This window comes from Martinezella miluonensis (genome assembly GCF_900094545.1).
Lineage (GTDB): Bacteria > Pseudomonadota > Alphaproteobacteria > Rhizobiales > Rhizobiaceae > Rhizobium > Rhizobium miluonense.
This window is the reverse complement of the sequence record NZ_FMAH01000048.1, coordinates 12,004-37,404: the sequence shown is the minus strand read 5'-3', so window position 1 is coordinate 37,404 and position 25,401 is coordinate 12,004. Positions and strand designations below refer to the sequence as shown.

Below are 25,401 nucleotides of genomic sequence, written 5' to 3'. Positions count from 1 at the left end.
ATGCATCTTCTCCTAGCCCAGAAGGGAACCATCAGCGACGGCGAAGAGGCGATCGATCTTGGCCAATCGCCTGCTGATATCCTCTTTCTGTCGGCAGCCGACACCGAGCTTGCGGCGATTGCCGCAGCCCACGGTGAGGGCGGCCGTTCCCTTCGGCTTGCAAGCCTGATGAGCCTCAAACATCCGATGTCCGTCGATACCTATATCGACCGGACCGCGCGGCATGCGAAGCTCATCATCGTCCGGGCGTTAGGAGGCGCGAGCTACTTCCATTATGCACTGGAGGCGCTGCATGCCTGTGCGGCGCGCCAGGGTGCCTTGATTGCAGTGTTGCCGGGGGATTCGAAGCCCGATCCCGGACTGACGCCATTCTCTAATGTGGCTCTCGATGATCTCAATGCGCTCTGGTCCTATCTGATCGAGGGCGGCGAGACGAATTCCAGAGCATTTCTCGCTTATGCAGAGGCGATACTATCAGGCGCCGAGAAGCCCATGCCCGCCGTGCCTCTGATGAAGGCCGGCATCTGGTGGCCGGGGCGGGGCGTGATCGGCGTCGACGAGTGGAAGCGAGTTTCCAAAGCCGATGTGGCAGCGGTGGAGGGATTTGCCCCCCCGACGATCGCGATTTCCTTCTATCGCGCGCTGGTTCAAAGCGGCGAGACGAAGCCTGTCGAAGCCATGATGCAGGCGCTTATCGTCGAAGGCATGCGGCCTCTTCCGGTCTTTGCCTATAGTCTCAAGGATCCGGTCTCCGTCGGCATCCTTGAAAGCGTCTTTACCGAATTGAAGCCCGGTGTGGTCATCAATTCCACGGGTTTTGCCGTTTCGGCACCGGGTGCGGATCGTCAGCCGACGGTCCTGGAGACGGGTGAAGCCATCGTTCTTCAGGCAATCTTTTCTGCTTCGTCCAAAGAGGCTTGGGAGGCATCCTCGCAGGGGCTTTCGGCGCGCGATCTCGGCATGAATGTGGCGCTGCCTGAAGTCGACGGGCGCGTTCTCGCGCGTGCCGTGTCCTTCAAGGCTGCCGCTCGTTACGACGAACGGGTCGAGGCCAATATCGTTGCCAGCGAACCGCTTGAGGATCGCATGCGCTATACGGCGAGGCTCGCAGCCAATTGGGCGCGGCTGCGCAATATGCTGCCCGGTGGCCGCCGCGTCGCGCTTGTCATGGCGAACTATCCCAACCGGGATGGGCGTCTGGGCAATGGTGTCGGGCTCGACACGCCTGCCGGCACGATCGAGGTGCTGAAGGCGATGCGGGCGGCAGGCTATGGCGTTGCCGATCTGCCCGCCGATGGCGATGCGCTGATGCGGCATCTGGCGGAAGGTCCCACAAATTCGGGTCATGACGGCCGCTTGGTTCGCGAGACGCTTTCCTTCAGCGACTACAAGGATTTCTTCTGGTCTCTTCCAAAACAGATTCAAGATGAGATTACCGGCCGTTGGGGCAATCCGGAGGCGGATCCTTACGCGCTGAATGGCGGCTTTGCCCTGCCGTTCGCCCGCTTCGGCGATGTGCTTGTCGGCATCCAGCCGGCGCGGGGTTACAACATCGATCCGAAGGAGAGCTACCACTCTCCTGATCTCGTGCCGCCGCACGGCTATCTCGCCTTCTATGCGTTCCTGCGCCGCTCCTTCGATGCGCATGCGGTCATCCACATGGGCAAGCATGGCAATCTCGAATGGTTGCCGGGCAAGGCGCTGGCCCTGTCGGAAAACTGCTATCCGGAAGCGATCCTCGGGCCGCTGCCGAACCTCTATCCCTTCATCGTCAACGATCCCGGCGAAGGCACGCAGGCCAAGCGCCGGACGAGCGCCGTCATCATTGATCATCTGACGCCGCCACTGACGCGCGCCGAAAGCTACGGCCCTCTGAAGGATCTGGAGGCATTAGTCGATGAATATTACGAGGCGTCGGGTGGCGATCCACGCCGCATCCGTCTCCTGCGCAAGCAAATCCTCGATCTCGTCGCCGATATCGGTCTCGATCAGGATGCCGGCATCGCCAAGGGCGAGGGCGAAGACGAGGTATTGCGCAAGCTCGACGCGTATCTCTGCGACCTCAAGGAAATGCAGATCCGTGACGGCCTGCACATCTTCGGCGTTTCGCCTTCCGGACGACTGCTGACGGACCTGACGGTGGCGCTGGCGCGGGTTCCGCGCGGGCTGGGAGAGGGTGGCGATCAGAGCTTGCAACGGGCGATTGCGCGGGATGCGTTTGAGAGCTTGGAGGGTGCTATACCCCCCTCTGTCGCTTTCGCGACATCTCCCCCACAAGGGGGGAGATTGGTTGCTCGTGGCGCTTCCTACCATCAAACTGAGATCGCATCGGCTGACACTGTTGGTGAATGGGCAGGAAAGCAGAGCGGCATACTCCCCCCAATCTCCCCCCTTGTGGGGGAGATGTCAGCGAAGCTGACAGAGGGGGGTATTTATCGGAGCAAACCGTTCGACCCGTTAGACTGTGATATGGCCGCCGAATGGAGCGGCCCACGCCCCTCAATTCTCCAAGATGTCTCGGATACCCCCTGGCGCACGCAAGGCGATACCGTCGAACGCATCGAACTCCTGGCCGCACAACTCGTCTCGGGCGAAACGGCCTGCCCCGACAGCTGGCCAAACACCCACACGGTCCTCGGCGAGATCACTTCGCAGCTCCAGCCTTCTATCCTCGCTTGCGGCGACGCAGAGATCGCAGCTCTGCTCAAAGGCCTCGACGGCCGTTTTGTCCCGCCCGGCCCCTCCGGCGCGCCGACGCGGGGTCGGCCGGATGTTCTGCCGACAGGGCGGAACTTCTATTCGGTCGACAGCCGTGCCGTGCCGACGCCGGCCGCTTACGAGCTTGGCAAGAAATCAGCCGAACTGCTGATCCGCCGCTACGTTCAGGACCATGGCGAATGGCCGGTTTCCTTCGGCCTGACGGCCTGGGGCACATCGAACATGCGCACGGGCGGCGACGATGTCGCACAGGCTCTGGCGCTGATCGGCGTTAAGCCGGTCTGGGACATGACCTCGCGCCGCGTTACCGGCTATGAGATCATTCCGCCCGCCATGCTGCGGCGGCCGCGTGTTGACGTCACGCTGCGTATCTCCGGCTTTTTCCGTGACGCCTTTCCCGAGCAGATCGCCTTGTTCGACAAGGCGATCCGGGCCGTTGGCGCGCTTGATGAGGATGCGGCTGACAATCCAATTGCGGCGCGCATGCGCGGCGAGATCGCGCGGCTTGAAGCAGCCGGTCTCGACAAAGTCTCTGCCAGCCGCAGGGCCGGTTATCGTATCTTCGGCTCCAAGCCCGGGGCTTACGGCGCCGGTCTGCAGGCGCTCATCGATGAGAAGGGCTGGGAGCGGCGTGCGGATCTGGCCGAGGCTTATCTCGTCTGGGGCAGCTATGCCTATGGCGCCGGCGAGGAGGGAAGGGCCGAGCGTGGCGTCTTCGAGGAAAGATTGCGCTCTATCCAGGCGGTCGTGCAGAACCAGGACAATCGCGAGCACGATCTGCTTGATAGCGACGACTATTATCAGTTCGAGGGCGGCATGGCGGCGGCGGCCGAGCAGCTTGGTGGTGCGCGTCCCTCGATCTATCACAACGACCATTCAAGGCCGGAAAAGCCTGTGATCCGCTCCCTCGAAGAGGAGATCGGCCGGGTCGTGCGCGGGCGCGTCGTCAATCCCAAGTGGATCGAGGGCATCATGCGCCATGGCTACAAGGGTGCGTTCGAGATCGCCGCAACGGTAGACTATCTCTTCGCCTTTGCCGCGACGACCGGCGCGGTGCGCAATCATCATTTCGAAGCCGTCTATCAGGCTTTCGTCGTCGATCAGCGCGTGCGCGACTTCATGGCGGAGAAGAACCCGGCCGCGCTGAGGGACATGCGGGAGCGTTTGCTGGAGGCAATCGATCGGAAGCTCTGGACGCCGAGAAGCAATTCGGCGAGATTCGATCTGGAAAGCCTGAAAGACGGCAAAGAGGTGATGGCATGAGCGCGGTCGACGAGCTTTTCGCGGCCTTTCGGGACTATCTCGTGTCGCGCAGCGATCCGGTGTTGCACCATTTCATTGAGGGCTTTGACTGGTCAATGACGGAGCGGTCGCTCGCGCCGCGCGACCTGCCTGTCGTCGCCTATCTTCGCGACCTCGAGCGACCGGGCAATGGGGCGGAAGGAGCCCTGTTCGACCGGCTCGCGAATGCAGCGGATACGCTGCATTGGGCCCAGACCTACAGCATCACCGATTTCGGCGGAGATTTTCTGCAGCGATATGGCTGGGTCGAGCTTTTCGGCACGCGAGGACATTTCGCAAGCGAGGAGATGGCCGGCGGCTTTTTGTTGCTTGGCCCCGGGGTGCATTATCCGGACCATCACCATACGGCCGAGGAAATCTATATCCCTCTGACCGACGGCTCGCTGTGGAGCAAGGATGGCCAGCCGTTCCTGCCGCGTTGGTCGGGCGAGATCATCCATCACCCCTCGAACATCCGCCATGCCATGCGCACGGAAGATGAGCCGCTCGTCGCGCTCTATCTCTGGCGTGGCGGGCCGCTGGCACAAAAATCGATCATATCAGGGAGCATGCAATGAGCGATGAACTGGCCGAAACCGGCGCGGACGCACCGAAGAGCGACTATGCTCGTCACGCCGACAAGATGGCCAAGAAGAAGGCCGCGCGCGATAAGATCATGGCGACCAAGACCGATGAGAAGGGCCTGATCATCGTCCATACCGGCAAGGGCAAGGGAAAATCCTCCTCCGCTTTCGGCATGATCTTCCGCCATATCGCCCATGGGAAGCCCAGCGCCGTGGTGCAGTTCATCAAGGGCGCCATGTGGACCGGCGAGCGCGACCTGATCGAGAAGCATTTCTCCGATATCTGCCAGTTCCACACGATGGGCGAGGGCTTTACCTGGGAGACGCAGGATCGCGCCCGCGACGTGGCGGCCGCCTCGGCAGCCTGGGAAAAAGCCAAGGAGCTGATCCGAGACGAGCGGAACTCGATGGTACTGCTTGATGAAATCAATATCGCGCTGCGCTACGACTATCTCGACATCAACGAAGTGCTCGAATTCCTGAAGACCGAGAAGCCCTACATGACCCATGTCGTCTTGACGGGCCGTAACGCCAAGGAAGAGCTGATCGAGATTGCCGATCTCGTCACAGAGATGGAATTGGTCAAGCATCCCTTCCGCTCGGGCATCAAGGGGCAGCCAGGCGTCGAGTTCTGATCGCTGGCCGGGCTTTCAAGAGCCCGGTAGCATCGTCCTCAGCGTTTCCGCAGTCTGCTGGTTTGCGGGGAAGAAGGATTCGATCGCGAGTTCCGATAGCGTGATATCGACAGGTGTTCCGAAGACGGTCGTTGTCGAGAGGAAGGAAAGGTATCCCGCCTCGCTGATGAGCTCAAGCGGCACCGCAATTCCGGCGAAATCTCGCTCCGGGGCAGGTGATTTCTGTATTGCCGGTGCAGGATAGACCGACAATTCGTCCAACAGTTTCGACAGGACAGGATCGCCGGTGGCGGTGATCTGCTGGCGCAGGCGCTCCAGCAGATGCGCGCGCCATTCGGCCAGATTGGCGATCCGAGGCGCCAGGCCATGTGGATGCAGACTGAGCCGCAGGACGTTGATCGGCCCCTCGGTCAGCGAGGTATCGACGACACCGGCGAGAAGCGGCGTGACGGCGGCATTGGCGGCGACCAGCGTCCAGTGCCGGTCGACTGCCAGGGCCGGGCAGGGTTCGTGCCCCTTCAGGAGCATGTCGATTGCTCGTCGTGCCGGCGCAAGCGCCGGATCATCCAGCTTGCGTTCGGGAAAGACCGGGGCAAATCCCGCCGCCAGAAGCATCGGGTTGCGCTCGCGCAACGGCACGCCGAGCCGTTCGGCGAGATGCATCAGCATCTCGCGGCTTGGAAGCGCGCGCCCGCTCTCGATGAAGCTCAGATGTCGTTGCGATATATCGGCTTCAAGGGCGAATTCGAGCCGGCTCAGGCGGCGTCGCTGCCGCCATTCGCGCAGATGATCGCCGAAAGAGCGGGCCGGGTTCATCATGCGGCAGCCGGCAGCTGATCGATGAAGCCGTGAACGGACTTCAGCCGCTCGCCTTCCAGTATGGCGAAATCCGTGCCCTTGATCAGCGGCTCGGCACCGGTCGGACCGAAGCCCCAGGAGAAGCGGAGGTTGTCGCCATGGCGGTCGCCGTCGGTGATCAGGGTGAAGCGGAATCCGGGGAAGCGGTCGTGCGCGGCCGTGACCAGCGCGTGGATCTGCTCCTGATTGTCAGCACGCATCATCGGGTCAATGTAGCTGCAGGCTTCCGTCCAAGCCTCGGCAATGAGCGCCCGCCGGCGTTCGGCATCGGCCTCGTTCCAGATGGCGATATAGCGTTCTGCAATGATGTTCGCATCAGTCATCGGTCAACTCCTTTGGATCGCCTGAACCGTTCAGGCAGGGCGATCATCGGCGCGTACCGAAGCAGTATCAATTACGTCAGAGGTAATCAAAGGCCCGTTTGTTAGAGCCCGAGCCAGATGCGGACGGGATGGGCGGGGTCCGACAAGAGCTTGACTGCGAAGGCGATGCAGACGACCACCAGCAGCGGCTTGATCAGTTTCGCACCGATGCGCATGGCGAGCCGCGAGCCGACCTGGGCACCGAGAAATTGACCGACGCCCATGATCAGCCCGACTTTCCAGAGAATGGCGCCGGAGAAGATGAACACGATCAAGCTGCCGAGGTTCGAACCGAAGTTGAGCAGTTTCGTATGCGCCGTCGCCTTCAAAAGGCCGAAGCCGGCGAGCGTCACGAAAGCCAGCATCAGGAACGAGCCCGTACCAGGCCCGAATGCCCCATCGTAGAAGCCGATCAGGGGCACGAACGTCACGCCGAAGAGCCCGGCGGTCATGCGCCGGTGTTTCTCGACGTCGCCCAAATTGGGCTTCACGGCAAAATAGAGTGCGATGGCGATCAGCAGGAAAGGCAGGATGATGCGCAGCACCTCGCTCGGCATCACCGTCGCCAGCATTGCGCCGAACATGCCGCCGATAACGGCCATCAGCGCCATTGGCAGCTGTTCGCGAAGCTGTACATGCCCCTGCCGCGCATAGGCGATGGTTGCTGAGGCCGAGCCGAAGATCGATTGCACTTTATTGGTGCCAAGGGTCTGCAGCGGCGGTATGCCCGCGAGCAGCATGGCGGGCACGGTCACCAGGCCGCCGCCGCCTGCGATGGAATCGACGAAGCCGGCAAAGAAAGCGGCGGCAAAGAGCAGAAGCAGGATCTGAAGGGTAACATCGTGCAAGGCAGGAACTCTGAGGCGTGAAATGAAACGCCTTCTTGCACTCCGGCAACGTCAAGGCAATTGCCTGCGGGACACAGCTGCCAAAATTGACGAGGCGGGGATGGATGGCTAAAGCGCATCGCGATCTTTCAGATTCGCTTCCTGCGCTTTAGGCCCTTGATTTTGCGCATGTCGTTGCCGCAAAACCGCTGCACACTTTTGCGCGACATGCGTTAGAGCTTTGATGCCTGCCTTCGCCGCCGGGGAGTGACTATGACGACCTATGCCAATTTGACTCGACGCTACATTCTCGGTCTGGGCTGTGAGCGCGGTGCGGACTGGAACGAAGTGCGCGCGCTAGCGGAGCGAGCCTTCCATGAGGTTGGAATTGGAAGCGAGCAGGTTCTGGCAGTAGTTTCCATCGATACGCGCATGGAGGAGCCGGCCATAATCGAGGTTGCCGCTCATTTTCGTCTGCCCCTGCGCTTCTTCGAAGCCGCGGAGCTCGAGCGGGAGACGCCTCGCCTGAAGAACCCCTCTGAGCTCGTCTTCGCCCGTGTCGGTTGTCACGGCGTTGCCGAGGCGGCTGCGTTGGCGGCTGCTGGTCCGGATGCGGAACTCGTGCTTCCCAAGATAAAGTCCGGTTTTGCCACGGCTGCGATCGCCAGGATTGACTGAACACCAAAATCGCGTCGCAATTCCCGCAAATGATCCGTGTGGCTTCGCGGCGGCATTTCGCCGCCGGAGGAACTCGTGTATTCCAGTAGTTCAAGCATGATCCGCGACGGGAGGAATTTTCCGGAAGATCAAGCTTATTCAGTATGTTGGTAAGGAAAAATCATGCATAAGGTCATTTATGATACGGATCCGGGCGTCGATGACGCCATGGCGCTTCTCTTCCTGCATCGTCACCCGAATATCGACCTTTTGGGCGTGACGACGGTTTTCGGCAACGCCTCCGTCGATACGACGACACGCAACGCGCTGTTCCTTAAGCGCGAATGGAATATTCCGTGCCCGGTGGCACGCGGCGCCAGCGTCACTTTCGATCCTTCGCGGCATGAACGCCCTTGGCCGACGATGGTTCATGGCCATAACGGCCTTGGCGATATCGACGTGCCTGAAGCGATCGATCTGCCGACCGATCCGCGGCCAGCCTATCAGTTCATCATCGACACCGTTCGCGCCAATCCGGGCGAGGTGACCCTGGTCGCCGTCGGTCGCATGACCAATCTGGCGCTGGCGTTGAAGCATGATCCCGAGATCGCTTCGCTCGTGAAGGGCGTCGTCATCATGGGCGGAAATTTCTATGTGCCGGGCAACGTGTCCCCGGTCGCCGAGGCCAATATTCATGGCGATCCGGAAGCTGCCGATTTCGTCATGACGGGCGCCTGGAAGGTTGTCGTGGTTGGTCTCGATGTGACGTCGGTGACGACCATGAGCCGCAGCTATCTGGCCGACATGGCAAAGGCTGGCGGCCCGTCAGTTCAGCTGCTCGCCGACCTGTCGCAATCCTATATCGATTTCTACGAGCACGCCGTCGATGACGGCATGATGGTTCATGACAGCTGCGCCTGCGTCTATGTCGTGGCGCCAGAGCTGTTCGACACGATCGAGGGATCGATTCGCGTCGTCTGCGGCGGCATTGCCGATGGTCAGACGATCATCAAGCAGGACGGCCGTCGCTTTCCGCCGGGCGATTGGGATAATCTGCCGAGCCAGATCGCCTGCACGGGCATTCGCTCTCAGCAGGTTCTCGATCTGATCCGCGACGTGATTTTGGGCAAGGTCAAGCACTGAGTCTGAGGCGAAGAGGGCGCTTGGGTCCTCTTCGCACTCTCCCCCTCTGGGGAGCCGTCATTATTCGAGCTTGCCATATCGTTGCTTGCGTTTCCGGATATGACAGGGCCGGAAAGCAGCGCGGTGTGGCGACACGTCATTCGGCCTCTCGCCACTGCCTTATCCCGTTCTCAACATTGCAATTTCGACCATCCGGGCATAGGACAGGTGGATGAGCGATACCGTATTTTCCAATCTGCCAGCGTTAGAACCGGGCACCGTTTGGCTTGTGGGCGCCGGGCCGGGGGACGCAGGACTGCTGACCCTCCTGGCCGCCAAGGGGTTGGCCGAGGCGGATATCGTCGTGCATGACGCGCTGGTGAATGAAGATTGCCTGAAGCTCGCCCGGCCGGGTGCCGTGTTCGAGTATGCCGGCAAGCGTGGCGGCAAGCCTTCGGCCAAGCAGCGGGATATTTCCCTGCGCCTCGTGGAGCTTGCGCGCGCGGGCAAACGCGTTCTGCGCCTTAAGGGCGGCGATCCATTTGTCTTTGGGCGTGGCGGCGAGGAAGCGCTGACCCTGGTCGAACATGGTATTCCCTTCCGGATTGTTCCGGGGATTACTGCGGGCATCGGCGGTCTTGCCTATGCCGGCATCCCGGTTACCCATCGTGACGTCAATCATGCCGTTACCTTCCTGACCGGCCATGATTCGTCTGGCCTCGTGCCCGACGCGATCAACTGGGATGCGATCGGCAAGGGATCGCCCGTTATCGTGATGTATATGGCGATGAAACATATCGCCCAGATCAGTGCCAATCTCATTGCAGCAGGCCGTTCGCCGGATGAGCCGGTGGCCTTCGTCTGCGATGCCGCAACTCCTTCTCAACGAGTGCTGGAAACGACGCTCGGATGCGCGCCGGCCGACATCGAGGCCTCTGGCCTCCAACCTCCCGCCATCGTCGTCGTCGGTAACGTCGTGAAACTGCGGCCCTCCCTCGATTGGCTCGGTGCTCTTTCCGGCCGCAAGCTGCTGCCGGTGACGGAGGGGCGGACGGGAAGCGGGCATAAGGTGTCGGCATGAGCGGCTTGCTGATTGCCGCACCGGCATCGGGTTCCGGCAAAACCACATTCACGCTCGGCCTGCTGAGAGCGCTGCGGCAAAGGGGCGTCGCCGTCGCATCGGGCAAGGCCGGTCCCGATTATATCGATCCTGCCTTTCATGCGGCGGCTGCAGGTTCGCCCTGCCTCAATTTCGATCCCTGGGCCATGCGCGCGGAGCTCATATCCGCCAACTCGGCGCTTCATCGCGCCGGTGGCCGGATGCTCGTCATCGAAGCGATGATGGGCCTGTTCGATGGGGCCGCCGACGGCTCCGGCACGCCCGCTGATCTTGCGGCCCTGCTCAATCTGCCCGTCGTCCTCGTTGTCGATGTTTCGCGCATGTCGCATTCGGTTGCGGCCGTCGTCAGCGGTTTCGCCAATTTCCGCGCTGATATCCGTATTGCAGGCGTCGTGCTCAATCGTGTCGCCAGCGAGAGACACGAGGGAATGCTGCGCCGGGCGCTGGACGCGGTGCGGATGCCTATTCTCGCTACCATCGGCAACGACAAGAGCCTGGCGCTGCCGGAAAGGCACCTCGGGCTTGTTCAGGCCGGAGAGCATGCCGCGCTGGAGCATTTCATCGAATCTGCGGCCGGCATCGTATCCAAGGCCTGCAATTTCGAGATGCTGCTCAGGGCCGCACAACAGAATGTCGTGCATCCATCGGCTGCCAACATCGCGCGTCTCATGCCGTTTGGCCAGCGCATCGCGGTGGCGCGCGATATAGCCTTCGCCTTCTGCTATGAGCACATGCTGCTCGGCTGGCGGCGGCGCGGTGCCGAAATCTCCTTCTTTTCCCCCTTGGCGGACGAGGGGCCGGCGGCCGATGCGGATGCAATCTATCTGCCTGGCGGCTATCCCGAACTGCATGCGGGAAAGCTTGCGGAGGCCCATCAGTTTCAGTCGGCCATGAGGGAGGCAGCGGCGCGCAGGGTGCGAATTTACGGCGAATGCGGCGGCTATATGGTTCTTGGCGATGGGCTGGTGGATGCTGCGGGGATGCGTCACGGCATGCTCGGTCTTTTGCCGGTCGTGACCAGCTATGAGAATCGCCAGCGCCATCTGGGCTATCGGCGCGTGACGCCGCTTGGCGGTTCTTTCTTCGAAAAGCCGATGTCGGCGCATGAGTTTCACTATTCGACTATCGTTTCGGAAGGCGAGGCGGATCGGCTGTTTGCCGTCAAGGATGCGCTCGGCACCGATCTGGGTGCGGCCGGCCTGCAGCGCGCCAATGTCGCGGGCTCCTATATGCACCTGATCGACATTGCCGGTGATACGGCATGACGGACAAGATCGTGCATGGCGGCGGCATCACAGAGGCAGCTCGTCAGTATGGCGGGCGGCCGGAAGACTGGCTGGATCTGTCGACCGGCATCAACCCCAACCCCGTCGCCCTACCGGAGGTGCCCGTTTCGGCCTGGCATCGGCTGCCGGACCAGCATTTGCAGGAGCGGGCACGCGAGGCGGCGAGGGGATATTATCGCAGCGGTGATATCCTGCCCTTGCCCGTACCGGGTACGCAATCGGTCATCCAGCTGCTTCCCAGGCTCGTGATCGGTGGAAGCATTGCCATCCTGTCGCCGACCTATGGCGAATATGCTCGCGCTTTCACGCTTGCAGGCCTGAAGGTCCGTCAAGTCTCGACGATTGCCGATCTGACTTCAGACGACAGGCTCGTCGTCGTCGTCAACCCCAATAATCCGGACGGGCGGATGCTGCCGGTCGACCGCTTGCACGATTTGCACGACAGGCAACGTCAATTGGGCGGCATTCTTCTGGTCGACGAGGCATTCGGCGATGTCGAGCCGGAAGCGAGCGTTGCGCCATATGCCGCCTCCATGCCGGGCCTCATCATTTTCCGGTCATTCGGCAAGTTCTTCGGCATGGCCGGCTTGCGGCTCGGTTTCGTGATTGCCGAGGCTTCGATCATGGCTCGCTTCGAGGATTGGCTCGGCCCCTGGGCGGTGTCCGGTCCGGCGCTTTCGATCGCGACGTCTCTGATGGAGAGCGACACGAGCGCCATTCGCGACCGCATTCTTCAACGACGCCTTGCGCTGGAGAGGATTCTCCGTCACTCGGGTCTGCACGTCGCAGGGGGCACGGCATTGTTCGCGCTGGTTGCCGACGAGCGCACGGAAGGCATATATACGCATCTCTGCCGCCACCATATTCTGGTCCGCAAGTTCGATTATGCGCGCAATTGGCTGCGCTTCGGCCTTGCTCCAGATGAAGAAGCGGACCGAAAACTCGCCGGGGCACTGGAGTCGGATGATTTTAGGTCTGTTCGACCTAAAATCTGAATCTGCTCCAGAAACAAATAAATAGAGCATGATGTCGTCCGAAGACCGCTCACACTTTTTCGGCATCATGCTCTAGAGGGCTATTCGACATGACCGCCGACGAACATCTGCTCATTCTCGTCCTTGCATTGCTGCTGGATCGTATCGTCGGGGATCCCGATTGGCTGTGGCAGCGCCTGCCACATCCTGTCGTCGTGTTCGGCAAGGCGATTTCGTTCTTCGATCGCCGCTTCAACGGAAAACACCTCTCCGGCGTGCTTCGCCGCCGCAACGGCGTCATGTCGATCATTGCCTTGCTCATGGGAGCGGCCATCGTCGGCTGGGCTGTTCATGGGCTGCTCGCTTTCTTCGGCTGGCTCGGCATATTGGTGGAAGCGGCGCTTGTGGCCGTATTCCTGGCGCAGAAGAGCCTAGCCGATCATGTCGGCGAGGTATCGCGGGCGTTGCGGAGTGACGGGGTAGAGGGTGGCCGCTTAGCCGTTTCGCGCATCGTCGGCCGTGATCCGGAGACCTTGGATGAGCCTGGCGTCTGCCGGGCGGCGATCGAGAGCCTTGCCGAAAACTTCTCGGATGGCGTGGTGGCGCCGGCGCTCTGGTACGGCATTTTCGGCCTGCCGGGCCTGTTCTTCTACAAGATGCTCAACACGGCTGATTCGATGATCGGCCATAAATCGGAGACCTATATCGATTTCGGTCGGGCAGCCGCCCGATTGGACGATATCGCAAACTGGCCGGCCGCACGGCTGTCGGTTCTGCTGATCGCTGTCGGCGCGCTCGCCAAGCGCGGGATTTCGGCGCTCGGAAATACCATTCGCGTCGCGGTGAGGGATGGCGGCCTGCACCGGTCGCCGAATTCCGGGAGGCCGGAAGCGGCGATGGCCGGCGCTCTCGACATACAGCTCGCAGGACCGCGCATCTATGGCGGCGAGCTGGTGCGCGAACCGATGATCAACGGCGCCGGCCGCGATACGGCGACCGTCAGCGATATCGAAGCAGGTATCACGATCTTCTACTCGGCATGTTCGATGCTGACGCTTCTCGCCCTTTTGGGGTTCCTGATCTTATTGTGAGCGGCCATCTCCATTAATATATTGCTCACTATACGTATTAATTTGGTATAATTGGCCTGCTGTTAAGCTTTCCCATCGTCTGAATTGCTTCACGAAGAAGCAAACAGTCGGAGGGGATAAGATGAAGTATGTAATGGCGGCGGTTGCCGCATGCATCTGTACGCAACTTCACGTAGGCTCGGCGAATGCAGGGACTGTGCTTGCAACCGTCGACCTTCGCTCGCAGACAATGACCGTTTCCGAGGATGGTGTTTTCAAATATCGCTGGAAAGTGTCGACGGCTCGCAGGGGCTACGTCACGCCAATCGGTTCTTATACCGCCAAATGGCTTTCCAAAGATCATCGTTCGAAGAAATATGATGATGCGCCAATGCCCTATGCCGTGTTTTTCAACGGCGGTTATGCCGTTCACGGTACTTACGAGGTGAGGCAACTCGGCAGGCCGGCGTCGCACGGTTGCGTGCGGTTGGAGACCCGAAATGCTGCAACCTTCTTCTCGTTGGCGTCGGATGTCGGGCTTCACAATACCCGGATCGTCATCAGCGACTGATCGATCATAGTTGTGCAAGCGTCTTTGCAGATGCAATCGGCCGTAATGCTGCCGCATCTTGCACGCATGTCGGCCCCGATCCCTGTAGTTGCAGTGCAAGCGTCGCTTTGCTGTTTGCGCAACAGTGTTTCGCCAAATTGCCGGGGTTTCTGGTGGAAGCCATTGGCTTTTGGAATGGATTTCCCTATGAGGGGGATTGAATTATTATTTCAAGAGGTATGGGCAGTGACTGCTACATTTGACAAAGTTGCCGACATCATCGCTGAAACCAGCGAAATCGACCGCGAGACGATCACTCCGGATAGCCACACGATCGACGACCTTGGCATCGACAGCCTCGACTTCCTGGATATCGTCTTCGCTATCGACAAGGAATTCGGGATCAAGATCCCGCTGGAAAAGTGGACGCAGGAAGTCAACGAAGGCAAGGTTTCGACCGAAGAGTACTTCGTGCTGAAGAACCTCTGTGCCAAGATCGACGAGTTGCGCGCCGCCAAGGGCTGAGCGACATCCTTGCACTTTTTTGACGCCCAGCCGCCCTTGAATCTGGCGGCCGGGCGGTTTCATTCTTAAATAGCGTATCCCGCCCGGCGCATGGTGCCTTGCCGGGTCGGAGCGGAGGCATTGATGCTGCTGGAATATTTCCAGATGATCGACAAGGTCGAGTCCGTCGATCTGTCCAAGGGCCTGTTGAAGGCGCATTCCGTCGTTCCGGCGAAGAGCCCGGTTTTCGAAGGCCATTTCCCCGGCATGCCGCTCGTTCCCGGCGTCCTCCTGATCGAGACGATGGCGCAGGCTTCGGGCATGCTGGTGCTTGCCGCGACGAAATTTGCCTATATGCCGTTCCTGATGTCGGTCGATGGCGCCAAGATGCGCACCTTCGTCGAGCCGGAAGCGGAGCTGGATATCGAAGCCGAGCTGGAGCACGATGGGTCTGGTTTTGCGGTGACCAAGGCGCGGATCACCATTGCCGGAAAGAAGATCTGCGATGCGCAGTTGAAGCTGCGCACCATGCCGTTTAATGAGGTGCCGCTCGCCGATATCGTGCGTAAGCGGGCAGGCGAGGTCGGGCTTCTCGACGCCATCGCCGCCAACGGTTGACGCTGCCGGCTTTGCGGGTGCCGCATTCGAAGAGGATTGATGAATGAGCAAGGCTCAGAATGATGTGGTGATCACGGGTATCGGCATCGTCACCTGTCAGGGTGTCGGCAAGGATGCGCATGTCGCACTGCTGACCGCAGACAAGGCGCCGCCGACCGTCGTCGAAACCGAAAAATTCAAGCCCTACCCGGTACATCCGCTGCCTGAGATCGACTGGTCGCAGCAGATCCCGAAGCGCGGCGATCAGCGCCAGATGGAAAACTGGCAGCGCATCGGCGTCTTCACCGCCGGTCTGGCGCTCGACGATGCCGGTTTCAAGGATGATCTGGAAGCCTGCGGCACCATGGATATGATCGTCGCGGCTGGCGGTGGCGAACGTGATACCAACGTCGATACGCTGATCGTCAACGAGGGTCTGAAGCGCAACGACCGCGAACTCCTGCTGAACGAGAAGCTGACGACCGAGCTGCGGCCGACCCTCTTCCTGGCGCAGCTTTCGAACCTGCTCGCCGGCAATATCTCGATCGTCCACAAGGTTACAGGTTCCTCGCGGACTTTCATGGGGGAAGAAGCCTCCGGCGTTTCGGCCGTCGAGACTGCTTTTCACCGCATCAAGTCGGGCGAATCGAGCCATGCGCTGGTAGGTGCCGCGTTCTCGGCAGAACGGTTGGACATGATCCTGCTGATCGAGTCGATCAACGCACATGCGATCGGTGATTGGCATCCCCTCTGGTCGCGCAAGCCGGAAGACGGCGGCGGCATGATCATGGGTTCCATGAGCGCCTTCCTGGTGCTCGAATCGCGTGCCCATGCCGAGGGCCGAGGCGCCCGCATCTACGCAACCATCGATTCGGTCGAAGGCGATCGTGGCCGGCGCGATGAAGGCAAGTTCGAGGCACGGCTCGAACGCATGCTTGCGTCTGCCAAGCAAGCGGCGGGCGAGGTGAGCATCGTTTTTTCCGGCACGACGGCGATTCATGATCTTGCCCAGCGCGAAAAGGCCGTGCTGGAGGCGCAGCTTCCGGGCTCTGCCATTCGCGCCTATTCCGGCATTTCCGGCCATGGGCTCGAGAGCCAGTTTACGCTCGGGATCGCTTTCGCCGCGCTTGCCGTGGCCAATCAGGCCAAGGTGCCGCCATTCGATGCGGCGCACGAAAAACCGATGGCGGCCGGTACACGTAATGCTGTTGTAACGACTGTTGGCCATGTACGCGGCGAAGGCATCGCCGTACTATCAGCTGAAGCGTGAGGACCAGCATCATGACCGCATCCGCCTATAAGGACCATCTCGGACGCCCGATCGTCGCCGTCACTGGCATGGGTATCATCACCTCGCTCGGCCAGGGTCTTGAGGACAATTGGAACGCGCTTTCCTCGGGCGTTTCGGGCATTCACAACATCACGCGCTTTCCGACCGACGGTCTTTCGACGCGTATCGCCGGCACGGTGGATTTCATCGATATCCCGGTGCCGAATGCCGTCGAGCGTTCCTATGCTTTTGCGCGCGAAACGACGATTGAGGCTTTGGCTCAGGCCGGCTTCTCCGGCGATTTCGACGCGCCGCTGTTTCTGGCTGCGCCTCCGATCGAGCCGGAGTGGAATGCTCGCTTCGAACTGGCCGATCGCTCGCCGCCGGCGGCTCATCAGGGCGACGCCTACGAGCGTTTCCTGGCTGCCATGCGTGAGCGCCCGGATCCGGCTTTCCATGAGGCGGCGCTCTTCGGCGCCATTTCTGAGCGTCTTGCCGACCGCTTCGGCACGCGCGGCCTTCCGGTGACGCTGTCGACGGCCTGTGCATCGGGCGTGACGGCGATCCAGCTCGGCATAGAGGCTATTCGTCAGGGCCGCACGACGCGCGCGCTGACCGTAGCGACCGATGGTTCGCTCAGCGCCGAAGCGCTCATTCGTTTCTCGCTGCTGTCGGCTCTCTCGACCCAGAACGACCCGCCGACCAAGGCTTCCAAGCCGTTCAGCAAGGACCGCGACGGCTTCGTCATCGCGGAAGGGGCGGCGACGCTGGTGCTGGAATCGCTAGAGGCAGCGGTTGCCCGCGGCGCCAAGATCCTCGGCATCATGAAGGGCGCAGGCGACAAGGCCGACTCCTTCCATCGCACGCGGTCCTCGCCTGACGGCGGTCCGGCGATCGCGACGATCCGCGCCGCACTGGCAGATGCCGGCATGGCAGAGGCCGATATCGGCTACATCAACGCTCACGGCACCTCGACGCCGGAGAATGACAAGATGGAATATGGCGCGATGTCCGCCGTCTTCGGCGAGCGGCTTCCGGCCATTCCGGTGTCATCGAACAAGTCGATGATCGGCCATACGCTGACTGCGGCAGGTGCCGTCGAGGCGGTGTTCTCGCTGCAGACCATGCTGACGGGTACGCTGCCGCCGACCATCAACTACAACAACCCGGATCCGTCGATCGTCCTCGATGTGGTGCCGAACAAGAAGCGTGAAAAGCAGGTGAATGCCGTTCTTTCGAACTCTTTCGGGTTCGGCGGTCAGAACGCCAGCCTTGTCATGGCGCTTGAACCGGCTTAATCGGACCTTTGAATAATAAATGATAACTGCGCCCGAGGGGCGAAGGACTTTGCCATGCGTGCTTTGCAACTGATCGACGACCGCAAACTTGAGATCACCGATCTGCCGGAGCCAGAGGCGCCGGGCGCAGGTGAAGTGACCCTGCGTGTCAAAGCCGTCGCCCTCAACCATATCGATGTCTGGGGCTGGCGCGGCATGGCCTTTGCCAAGCGAAAGATGCCGCTCGTCATCGGTGCGGAGGCTGCCGGCGTGGTCGAAGCGATCGGACCGGGCGTTGCCAACGTGCTGCCGGGCCAGCTCGTGTCGATCTACGGCGCGCGCACCTGCGGCCTTTGCCGCCATTGCCGCGAAGGCCGCGACAATCTCTGCGAACATGTCGGCGGCGTGCATGGCTTCCATCTCGACGGTTTCGCGCAGGAGAAGGTCAATCTGCCTGCTCGCCTGCTCGTTCCGGCTCCTCCCGGCGTCGATGCGGTCGGCGCGGCACTTGCGCCCGTCACCTTTGGCACCGTCGAGCACATGCTATTCGACAATGCCAAGCTGGAACCGGGTGAAACCATCCTCGTTCATGCCGGCGGCTCGGGCATCGGCACGGCGGCCATTCAGCTTGCCAAGAAGATCGGCTGCACCGTCATCACGACGGTAGGCTCCGACGACAAGATCGAGAAGGCAAAGGCGCTGGGCGCCGATCACGTCATCAACTATCGCACCGACCGTTTCGAGGGCGTCGTGCGCAAGCTGACGAAGAAGAAGGGCGTCGACGTTGTGTTCGAGCATGTCGGCAAGGATACCTGGGCGGGTTCGATGCTCTGCATGAAGCGCGGTGGCCGCCTCGTCACCTGCGGCTCGACCTCGGGCGTTTCCACCGAAATGAACCTGATGATGCTGTTCCAGCAGCAGTTGAAGCTGCTCGGCTCCTTCGGCTGCCGCATGGAGAACATGGCCAACGCCATGCAGAAGATGGCGCGCGGGCTGGTCCATCCGGTGATCGATACCGAAGTGAGCTTCGGCGATATCGACCGGGCACTGGAGCGGATGGAATCGCGTCAGATCTTCGGCAAGATCATCCTGAAAATGGATTGAGCCGCGTGAAGCTCTTCATCACCCGGATCGTCCTTGCGCTTAGAAATTTCCGGCAATGGCTGGTGGCGCAGGTCATTTTCGGATTCCTGAATTTCCTGAAGCTGTTTCCGGCTGACGGAGGCATCAAATTTGCCGATTGGCTGACCCGCAAGATCGGTCCGCGCTTGCGCAGGCACAAGCTGATGCTGACCAACCTGCGCAACGCCTTTCCGGAAAAGAGCGAGGCGGAGATCGGTGAGGTCGCGCTCGCGAGCTGGGGCAATATGGGGCGGCTGGCGGCGGAATATGTCTTTCTCGACCGGCTGTTCGATTTCGATCCCGAGAGCGACAAGCCGGGCCGTGTCGAGGTTTCGGGCATTCCGATCTTTCTCGATCTCAGGGACAATCCGCGGCCGTTCATTGTCTTTACCGGCCATACCGGCAATTTCGAGCTGCTGCCTGTCGCGGGCGCGGCCTTCGGTCTGACGGTGACGGTGCTCTTTCGCCCGCCGAACAATCCTTATGTAGCCGAGAAAGTTTTCGACTTCCGGGCAAAACGTATGGGCAAGCTGGTGCCGTCGCATGCCGGCTCGTCCTTCAGCCTTGCCCGGGAGCTGGAAGCGGGGCGCGGCGTCGGCGTGCTGGTCGACCAGAAATTCCGCAAGGGATTGAAGACGTTGTTCTTCGGCCGCGACGTCAAGACGAATCCGCTCCTGCCGAAGCTCGTGCGCCAGTTCAACTGCGAGGTCTATCCGGCCCGGTGCATCCGCCTGCCTGGCAATCGCTACAGGCTGGAGATCGAGCCGAGGCTGGAATTGCCTTACAACGAGCAGGGCAATCTGGATCTGACGGCAACCGCGCAAATGCTGAACGACAAAGTCGAGAGCTGGGTGAGGGAACATCCCGAGCAATGGCTCTGGTATCACGATCGCTGGAACATCAAGGACGCGGTTTTCTAAGCTTCCAGTTTCGCTCCTAGGTGGTGGAAGGCGGGGGCGCCTTCTTCTGCCTCTTCGCGACGATTGCCTTCCGTATACCCTTCATTTTGGAAATACTGCTTTGCGGAGAAGTTCGGTCCACCGGATTGAAACGCAGGGTAAGTCATGATAATTCATATGCTAGAAAGTTTGGTGAGATTGCGGACACCAAACTGAATATCCTTGGGCATGGCAACGCCGGGAAACGAGGCCTCGGTGTTTGACTATGGTCAAGGACAGGAGGGCAATTTGCTGGCACTCTTTCATGCCTTCTCCACGAAATGCAGTCAGATTCAGCGTGCAATAAAACTTGGTGACGACGAGCTTGTAGACGCGCTTGATAGCGAGTTGGAGCCACTTATTGCGGCTATTCTGGCCTATAAGGCCACCAGTCTGCTTGAAATCTACATGCAGCTGCAATTCATGAACAATCTCATCCGAGAAGAGTCGGATGATCGCGCGCGCGTCGTGCGCAATTCGGCATCGCTATCCGTGCTGATCGATCGTTATTTCGGCGGCGCGAATGAATCGGCGACCGACGTCTTGATGGCATTTTCGACCAAGAGAGAGGAACACGACGAGCTTTTCGGCTTCGACGAAGGCAGCGTCTTGAACGACGTCATCCTCAACAGCCTGCCGGATCGCGTTGCCGTCGTTACGCGCGACTATCGCTATCTCTACAGCAATGCGGCGAATTCGGAATTTCTGAAATCGAAGCAGATGGAGCTCGTCGGGCGGCATATATCCGAATTCGTCGGCTCCGAATATTTCGAAAGCAATGTGAAGGTGAAGCTTGATGCCTGCTTTGCCGGCGAAAAGGTCGAATGCATCTATCCGTCCTATCGCCAGACCGAGCCAGGCAAGATCCTTCACTGCAGTATGACGCCGCTTCGCGCCAAGGCTGAGGTGATTGGTGCATTGCTTGTCGTGCACGAAGCTAGCGTCGTTCCTGCTAGCATGCAGGTCGCCTGAACTCCCGTTCAGGCCCCGAACAACAGTTTTTCGACCGAATCCTCTATCAGCAACGGGTTCGGCTCATTCTCTCTGACATCGCCTGGTTCTGATGCCGCCATCGCGTGCTGCAAAGCGTTGTCTTTCGGCTTGTCATCATTGCCGCATTCCAGGCAATAGCAGCGAAATCGGATCACCTTCGGCGTCTTCATGTCGTTGGCCGGCTCCAGCTTGCGAAGGGATCCGGCAGGTCGCGCCAGCGCTCAGGCGTGAAGCGGTCCGCTTCGATCAGGCAAGCATCCAGCTCCGCAACGATCTGCTGCTGGTTCATCGGATCGGCGCCGATGAACACCAGTTCCTGGCGACGGTCGCCCCATACGGGGTCGAGATAGGGCGAAAGAGCGCGCTTGAACGAGGGATCGTGCGGCCATTGGTCCTGCGGCACCGCGGCCCACCACAGGCCCATCTTGCTCGTACGGACCAGCGCGCCTGCCTGGCTCATTTCGCCGACATAATAAGGACGCGTCGCGAGCCAGAATAAGCCCTTTGCGCGCACCACGCCCGGCCAGGAATGGTTAAGAAATGCTTGAAACATCAGGGGATCGAAGGGTTTCCTCGCGCGATAGACGAAGGAGCGGATGCCGTATTCCTCCGTTTCCGGAACATGATCCTTGAAGCCGTGCAATTCCTTGTACCAGAGCGGGTGTGTCTCGGCGCGGTCGATGTCGAAACGACCGGTGCCCAGAACTTCCGCTGGCTCCACGGCGCCGAAATCGGCTTCGATTTGCCGCGCATCCGGATTGAGGCCGACGATGATCTTGCGGGCGGCGTCGCGCTGCTCGGCTGTTGCGGAACCGACCTTATTGAGAATGACGACATCGGCAAATTCGATCTGTTCGACCAGCAGGTCGACGATGGTGCGGTTGTCACCATCGCCGGCGGTTTCGCCGCGATCGGCAAGGAAGTCCGTGGATCCGTAGTCGGTGAGAAGGTTGGCCGCATCGACGACGGTCACCATGGTATCGAGCCGGGCGATATCGGAAAGGCTGCCACCGTCTTCGTCGCGGAACTCGAAGGTGGTGGCAACGGGCAGGGGCTCGGCAATACCGGTCGATTCGATCAGCAGGTAGTCGAAGCGATCCTGCTCGGCGAGTTGCCGGACTTCCTTCAGCAGATCGTCGCGTAGCGTGCAACAGATGCAGCCATTGGTCATCTCGACCAGCTGTTCTTCCGTGCGGGAGAGATTGGCGCCGCCGTCGCGTACCAGGGCCGCATCGATATTCACTTCGCTCATGTCGTTGACGATCACGGCGACGCGCAGACCCTCACGATTGTTGAGGATGTGATTGAGCAGCGTCGTCTTGCCGGCGCCGAGGAAACCGGAGAGGACGGTAACCGGGAGCTTCTTGTTCATGGCAACCTCACTGTAATGTAATATCATTACATAATATGTTCTGAAAAAAGCGAGCAATGGGCTCGCTTCCTTCGGCGATCTTCAGCCTTGCGCTGAAAGGCAGTTTTTCAGGGAGCTCGCGATACCGCGCATCAGATCGAAGTAGAGATTTGGCCCCTGCGGCAGCGTCGCGGCTTCAGGATCGAGGACGCCTGATTTCGCAGATGTGCCTTCCAGCACCACCTTGACCAGCTTCGGTTCGAATTGCGGCTCGGCAAAAACGCAGGTTGCGCCGAGATCGGCAACCTTGCTGTGGATTTCGGCAACGCGCTGTGCGCCGGGAATGGTTTCCGGGCTGACCGTGATCGAGCCGGAAACACGCACGCCATAGCGATGCTCGAAATACTGATAGGCGTCGTGGAAGACGATGAAGGGCTTTTCCTTCACCGGTGCGACCGTTGAGGCGATCTCAGTATCGAGGGCATCGAGCTTGTCGTTCAACGCCTTCTGGTTGGCTTCGTAGGTCAGCGCATTGGCGGGATCGGCTGCGACCAGCGACGTGGTGATCTCCGCCACCATCGCCTTGGCATTGTGCGGATCGAGCCAGAGGTGGGTGTCGAATTCACCGTGGTCATCATGATTGTGGGCATGATTCTCGCCGGCGGCCGGCTCGTCGCCATCGTCATGCGGCTCGAAGGCGCCGCCTTCGCGGAACTTGAGCTTGGTGATGCCGGGCGCCTGATCCAGCTCAACAACAGTAGCATTGGAGCCGAGAGAATCGAGGGGTTTCTGCAGGAAGACTTCCATGCCCGGGCCGACCCAGAAAACCACCTGCGCCTGCTGGAGGCTGCGCGCATTCGATGGCTTGAGCGCATAGGTATGCGGTGAGGCTGCGCTGTCGACGATCAGATCCGGCGTGCCTACTCCCTGCATGACGGCAGCGACAAGCGAGTGGATCGGCTTGATGGAAACGACGACCTTCGGGGCATCGGCCGCGGTAGCGGCGGTGCCGACCAGCAAGCCGGAGAGCAGGAGAGAGGCTGCGAGGGGAATGAGAGCTTTTGCTACATTCATGCGATAAATGCCCTTGAACGGATATGTTATGTTATTACATCAATTGCGTTATGCTATAACGTGTGCAATAGCATGGCGCAATAGTGCAATTGGAATTTCCATGCTTTCTTCCATCGACAGCAAGAGCCGGCCTCTCGTGTCGCTCCATGATGTCGGCGTCCGCCGTGGTGGTCGCTGGCTGGTGCGTGGCGTGGATTTTTCCGTCAACCGCGGCGAAATCGTCACCCTGATCGGCCCGAACGGCTCAGGCAAATCCACCAGCGCCAAGGCAGCGATCGGCGTGCTGAAGCCGGACGAAGGGCGTGTCGATCGCATCAGCGGGCTGAAGGTCGGCTATGTCCCGCAGAAGCTTGCCATCGACTGGACGCTGCCGCTTAGCGTTCAGCGCCTGATGACCCTCACGGGTCCCTTGCCGGAACGTGAGCTGATGACAGCGTTGGAAGCCGTCGGCATCGCGCATCTTGCCAAGGCCGAGGTGCAGCATCTTTCCGGCGGCGAATTTCAACGGACGCTGCTGGCGCGTGCCATTGCCCGCAAGCCCGATCTGCTGGTGCTCGACGAGCCCGTGCAGGGGGTTGATTTCAACGGTGAGATCGCGCTCTACGACCTCATCAAGTCGATCCGCAATTCCGAAGGCTGCGGTATCCTGCTGATTTCGCATGATTTGCATGTTGTCATGGCAGCCACCGATACGGTGGTTTGCCTGAACGGCCATGTCTGCTGCCGCGGCACGCCGCAGACGGTCAGCCAGAGCCCGGAATATGTAAAACTGTTCGGTACGCGTGCGGCGCAGTCGCTGGCGATCTACAGCCACCATCACGATCATACGCATCTGCCCGACGGTCGCGTGCAGCATGAAGACGGCTCGATCACCGATCATTGCCATGCCGAGGATGGCCACCACCATCATGACCATGACGATCATCACGATGATCACCATGGGCATGACCATGCCGGGGGAGGACGCCATGTTTGACGATTTCTTCCTCCGCGCCATTGTTGCCGGCGTCGGGCTGGCGCTGACGACAGGGCCGCTCGGCTGCTTCATCATCTGGCGGCGCATGGCTTATTTCGGCGATACGATCTCGCATTCGGCGCTGCTTGGCGTGGCGCTCTCGCTGCTTTTCCAGCTTAATCTCACCCTTTCCGTTTTTGCGGTCGCCGCGCTCGTATCGATCCTGCTGCTCTTCCTGCAGCGGCGGCAGGCGCTGTCGGCGGATGCGCTGCTCGGCATTCTCTCGCATGCGACGCTGGCGATCGGTCTGGTTATCGTCGCCTTCATGAGCTGGGTGAGAATCGATCTCATCGCCTTCCTCTTCGGCGATATTCTGGCCGTCAGCCAGTCCGACATCGCGGTGATCTGGGGCGGCGGCATTCTCGTGCTGGCAGCGCTCATCTGGCTCTGGCGGCCGCTGCTCGCATCGACGGTCAATCCTGAGCTGGCCGAGGCCGAAGGGTTGCGGCCGGAACGCGCCAGGCTGTTCTTCATGCTGCTCATGGCCGTGGTGATCGCCATCGCCATGAAGATCGTCGGCATTCTGCTCATCACGGCGCTGCTGATCATTCCCGCCGCTACTGCGCGCCGCTTTGCCGGTACACCGGAGACGATGGCGATTTTCGCCTCGCTGCTCGGCGCGGTCGCCGTCGTCGGCGGGCTCTTCGGATCGCTACGCTACGATACGCCGTCCGGGCCCTCCATCGTCGTCGCGGCGCTCGTTCTGTTTATCATCAGTCTGCTGCCGCTTGTGCGCAGGAGCGGCACGCCAGCGGCGCAACAGAGAGGACAGTCATCATGACCACTCCGATGCTCACCAAGAACCAGTCCCTCGTTTTCGATGTTCTGACCAAGGCGGAGGCGCCACTCAGCGCCTATACCATTCTCGACAAACTGCGCGATCAAGGCTTTCGCGCCCCGCTGCAGGTCTACCGCGCGCTCGACAAGCTTCTGGAATATGGCGTCGTCCACCGGCTCGAGAGCATCAATTCCTTCGTCGCCTGCGCGCATCCCAATGAGGATTGCCATAGTCACGGCCTGGTTGCCTTCGCGATCTGCGAAAGCTGCGGCCAGGTGATCGAATTCCACGATCACGAGGTGGATCACCGCCTGACGGATTGGCTGAAGTCGCAGAAATTCAAGGCGGAAAAGTCGACCATCGAAATCCGCGGCCATTGCGCCAATTGCGCAGCGTGAGCTTTTGCCGGAGCCTTATCTCACGCTCCGGCAACTATTT

General features: G+C 60.6%; 26 protein-coding genes. 20 read left to right on the top strand and 6 right to left on the bottom strand.

Annotated features, from left to right (window positions below; all coding sequences use genetic code 11):
* From cobN to cobO, 3 genes are read left to right on the top strand one after another with little or no spacing between them, the layout of a single operon-like run.
* The gene (gene cobN, locus GA0061102_RS27480) at positions 1-3,981 is read left to right on the top strand and encodes a cobaltochelatase subunit CobN (protein ID WP_092855123.1); all 3,981 of its coding nucleotides are present in this window, start codon (positions 1-3) and stop codon (positions 3,979-3,981) included.
* Positions 3,978-4,577 (top strand): dimethylsulfonioproprionate lyase family protein, encoded by a 600-nt coding sequence (locus GA0061102_RS27475; protein WP_092855121.1) that lies wholly within the window; start codon positions 3,978-3,980, stop codon positions 4,575-4,577. The genes cobN and GA0061102_RS27475 overlap by 4 nt, the downstream gene beginning before the upstream one ends.
* On the top strand, positions 4,574-5,218 hold the full coding sequence (gene cobO, locus GA0061102_RS27470) for a cob(I)yrinic acid a,c-diamide adenosyltransferase (RefSeq protein WP_092855119.1): 645 nt from the start codon (positions 4,574-4,576) through the stop codon (positions 5,216-5,218). Before GA0061102_RS27475 ends, cobO begins: the two co-directional genes overlap by 4 nt.
* Before the next feature lie 15 nt (positions 5,219-5,233).
* Here the strand turns inward: cobO and GA0061102_RS27465 are convergent, their stop codons facing one another.
* From GA0061102_RS27465 to GA0061102_RS27455, 3 genes are all read right to left on the bottom strand, one after another.
* Positions 5,234-6,037: a helix-turn-helix domain-containing protein gene (locus GA0061102_RS27465; RefSeq protein ID WP_092855117.1), complete on the bottom strand. Its 804-nt coding sequence runs from the start codon at positions 6,035-6,037 to the stop codon at positions 5,234-5,236.
* On the bottom strand, positions 6,034-6,399 hold the full coding sequence (locus GA0061102_RS27460) for a nuclear transport factor 2 family protein (protein WP_092855116.1): 366 nt from the start codon (positions 6,397-6,399) through the stop codon (positions 6,034-6,036). Before GA0061102_RS27460 ends, GA0061102_RS27465 begins: the two co-directional genes overlap by 4 nt.
* A gap of 101 nt (positions 6,400-6,500) precedes the next feature.
* Positions 6,501-7,286, bottom strand: coding sequence for a TSUP family transporter (locus GA0061102_RS27455; protein WP_092855114.1), 786 nt, complete (start codon positions 7,284-7,286; stop codon positions 6,501-6,503).
* A gap of 252 nt (positions 7,287-7,538) precedes the next feature.
* On the opposite strand from GA0061102_RS27455, the gene GA0061102_RS27450 reads away from it, so the two are divergent.
* The 14 genes from GA0061102_RS27450 (at position 7,539) to GA0061102_RS27385 (ending at position 20,724) form a co-directional block, all read left to right on the top strand.
* Entirely contained in the window at positions 7,539-7,943 is a 405-nt protein-coding gene (locus GA0061102_RS27450; RefSeq protein WP_092855113.1) for a cobalamin biosynthesis protein, read from the top strand.
* Positions 7,944-8,105: 162 nt separating this feature from the next.
* Positions 8,106-9,065, top strand: a complete 960-nt coding sequence (locus GA0061102_RS27445; protein WP_092855111.1) for a nucleoside hydrolase — start codon at positions 8,106-8,108, stop codon at positions 9,063-9,065.
* Positions 9,066-9,276: 211 nt separating this feature from the next.
* Positions 9,277-10,125: a uroporphyrinogen-III C-methyltransferase gene (gene cobA / locus GA0061102_RS27440; protein ID WP_092855109.1), complete on the top strand. Its 849-nt coding sequence runs from the start codon at positions 9,277-9,279 to the stop codon at positions 10,123-10,125.
* Positions 10,122-11,429 carry a cobyrinic acid a,c-diamide synthase CobB gene (locus tag GA0061102_RS27435; RefSeq protein WP_092855107.1) on the top strand — a complete coding sequence of 436 codons (1,308 nt, stop codon included), beginning with the start codon at positions 10,122-10,124 and terminating at the stop codon, positions 11,427-11,429. The genes cobA and GA0061102_RS27435 overlap by 4 nt, the downstream gene beginning before the upstream one ends.
* Positions 11,426-12,445 (top strand): threonine-phosphate decarboxylase CobD, encoded by a 1,020-nt coding sequence (gene cobD, locus GA0061102_RS27430; RefSeq protein ID WP_092855105.1) that lies wholly within the window; start codon positions 11,426-11,428, stop codon positions 12,443-12,445. Before GA0061102_RS27435 ends, cobD begins: the two co-directional genes overlap by 4 nt.
* Before the next feature lie 89 nt (positions 12,446-12,534).
* On the top strand, positions 12,535-13,515 hold the full coding sequence (gene cbiB / locus GA0061102_RS27425) for an adenosylcobinamide-phosphate synthase CbiB (RefSeq protein ID WP_092855103.1): 981 nt from the start codon (positions 12,535-12,537) through the stop codon (positions 13,513-13,515).
* 121 nt (positions 13,516-13,636) lie between these two features.
* Positions 13,637-14,065, top strand: a complete 429-nt coding sequence (locus tag GA0061102_RS27420) for a L,D-transpeptidase (RefSeq protein ID WP_092855101.1) — start codon at positions 13,637-13,639, stop codon at positions 14,063-14,065.
* 225 nt (positions 14,066-14,290) lie between these two features.
* Positions 14,291-14,569: an acyl carrier protein gene (locus GA0061102_RS27415; RefSeq protein WP_167668073.1), complete on the top strand. Its 279-nt coding sequence runs from the start codon at positions 14,291-14,293 to the stop codon at positions 14,567-14,569.
* A 123-nt stretch (positions 14,570-14,692) separates the two neighbouring features.
* The gene (locus GA0061102_RS27410) at positions 14,693-15,166 is read left to right on the top strand and encodes a 3-hydroxyacyl-ACP dehydratase FabZ family protein (RefSeq protein WP_092855097.1); all 474 of its coding nucleotides are present in this window, start codon (positions 14,693-14,695) and stop codon (positions 15,164-15,166) included.
* 43 nt (positions 15,167-15,209) lie between these two features.
* A complete protein-coding gene (locus GA0061102_RS27405; RefSeq protein WP_092855095.1) occupies positions 15,210-16,415 on the top strand; it encodes a beta-ketoacyl-ACP synthase in 1,206 nt (401 codons plus the stop codon).
* Positions 16,416-16,426: 11 nt separating this feature from the next.
* Positions 16,427-17,713, top strand: a complete 1,287-nt coding sequence (locus tag GA0061102_RS27400; protein ID WP_092855093.1) for a beta-ketoacyl-ACP synthase — start codon at positions 16,427-16,429, stop codon at positions 17,711-17,713.
* A 54-nt stretch (positions 17,714-17,767) separates the two neighbouring features.
* Entirely contained in the window at positions 17,768-18,796 is a 1,029-nt protein-coding gene (locus GA0061102_RS27395) for a zinc-binding dehydrogenase (RefSeq protein ID WP_092855091.1), read from the top strand.
* A 5-nt stretch (positions 18,797-18,801) separates the two neighbouring features.
* On the top strand, positions 18,802-19,734 hold the full coding sequence (locus GA0061102_RS27390) for a lipid A biosynthesis lauroyl acyltransferase (protein WP_092855150.1): 933 nt from the start codon (positions 18,802-18,804) through the stop codon (positions 19,732-19,734).
* A 267-nt stretch (positions 19,735-20,001) separates the two neighbouring features.
* Positions 20,002-20,724, top strand: a complete 723-nt coding sequence (locus GA0061102_RS27385) for a PAS domain-containing protein (RefSeq protein WP_092855148.1) — start codon at positions 20,002-20,004, stop codon at positions 20,722-20,724.
* An 8-nt stretch (positions 20,725-20,732) separates the two neighbouring features.
* Here GA0061102_RS27385 and GA0061102_RS27380 read toward each other — a convergent pair whose 3' ends face one another.
* The 3 genes from GA0061102_RS27380 to GA0061102_RS27370 all read right to left on the bottom strand — a co-directional run bounded on the left by GA0061102_RS27380 (position 20,733) and on the right by GA0061102_RS27370 (position 23,170).
* Entirely contained in the window at positions 20,733-20,915 is a 183-nt protein-coding gene (locus tag GA0061102_RS27380; RefSeq protein ID WP_092855089.1) for a hypothetical protein, read from the bottom strand.
* Positions 20,912-22,117, bottom strand: a complete 1,206-nt coding sequence (locus tag GA0061102_RS27375; protein ID WP_092855087.1) for a GTP-binding protein — start codon at positions 22,115-22,117, stop codon at positions 20,912-20,914. The genes GA0061102_RS27380 and GA0061102_RS27375 overlap by 4 nt, the downstream gene beginning before the upstream one ends.
* Before the next feature lie 81 nt (positions 22,118-22,198).
* Positions 22,199-23,170 (bottom strand): zinc ABC transporter substrate-binding protein, encoded by a 972-nt coding sequence (locus GA0061102_RS27370; RefSeq protein WP_092855085.1) that lies wholly within the window; start codon positions 23,168-23,170, stop codon positions 22,199-22,201.
* A gap of 100 nt (positions 23,171-23,270) precedes the next feature.
* Here GA0061102_RS27370 and GA0061102_RS27365 point away from each other — a divergent pair, with 100 nt between their 5' ends.
* Genes GA0061102_RS27365 through GA0061102_RS27355 form a run of 3 tightly spaced genes read left to right on the top strand, consistent with a single transcriptional unit; the run spans position 23,271 to position 25,361 of the window.
* Positions 23,271-24,146, top strand: coding sequence for an ATP-binding cassette domain-containing protein (locus tag GA0061102_RS27365; protein ID WP_092855083.1), 876 nt, complete (start codon positions 23,271-23,273; stop codon positions 24,144-24,146).
* Positions 24,139-24,966, top strand: a complete 828-nt coding sequence (znuB, locus tag GA0061102_RS27360; RefSeq protein WP_092855146.1) for a zinc ABC transporter permease subunit ZnuB — start codon at positions 24,139-24,141, stop codon at positions 24,964-24,966. The genes GA0061102_RS27365 and znuB overlap by 8 nt, the downstream gene beginning before the upstream one ends.
* Complete coding sequence (locus GA0061102_RS27355; RefSeq protein WP_092855081.1) at positions 24,963-25,361, top strand: Fur family transcriptional regulator; 399 nt, start codon at positions 24,963-24,965, stop codon at positions 25,359-25,361. The genes znuB and GA0061102_RS27355 overlap by 4 nt, the downstream gene beginning before the upstream one ends.
* Positions 25,362-25,401: the final 40 nt, after the last annotated feature.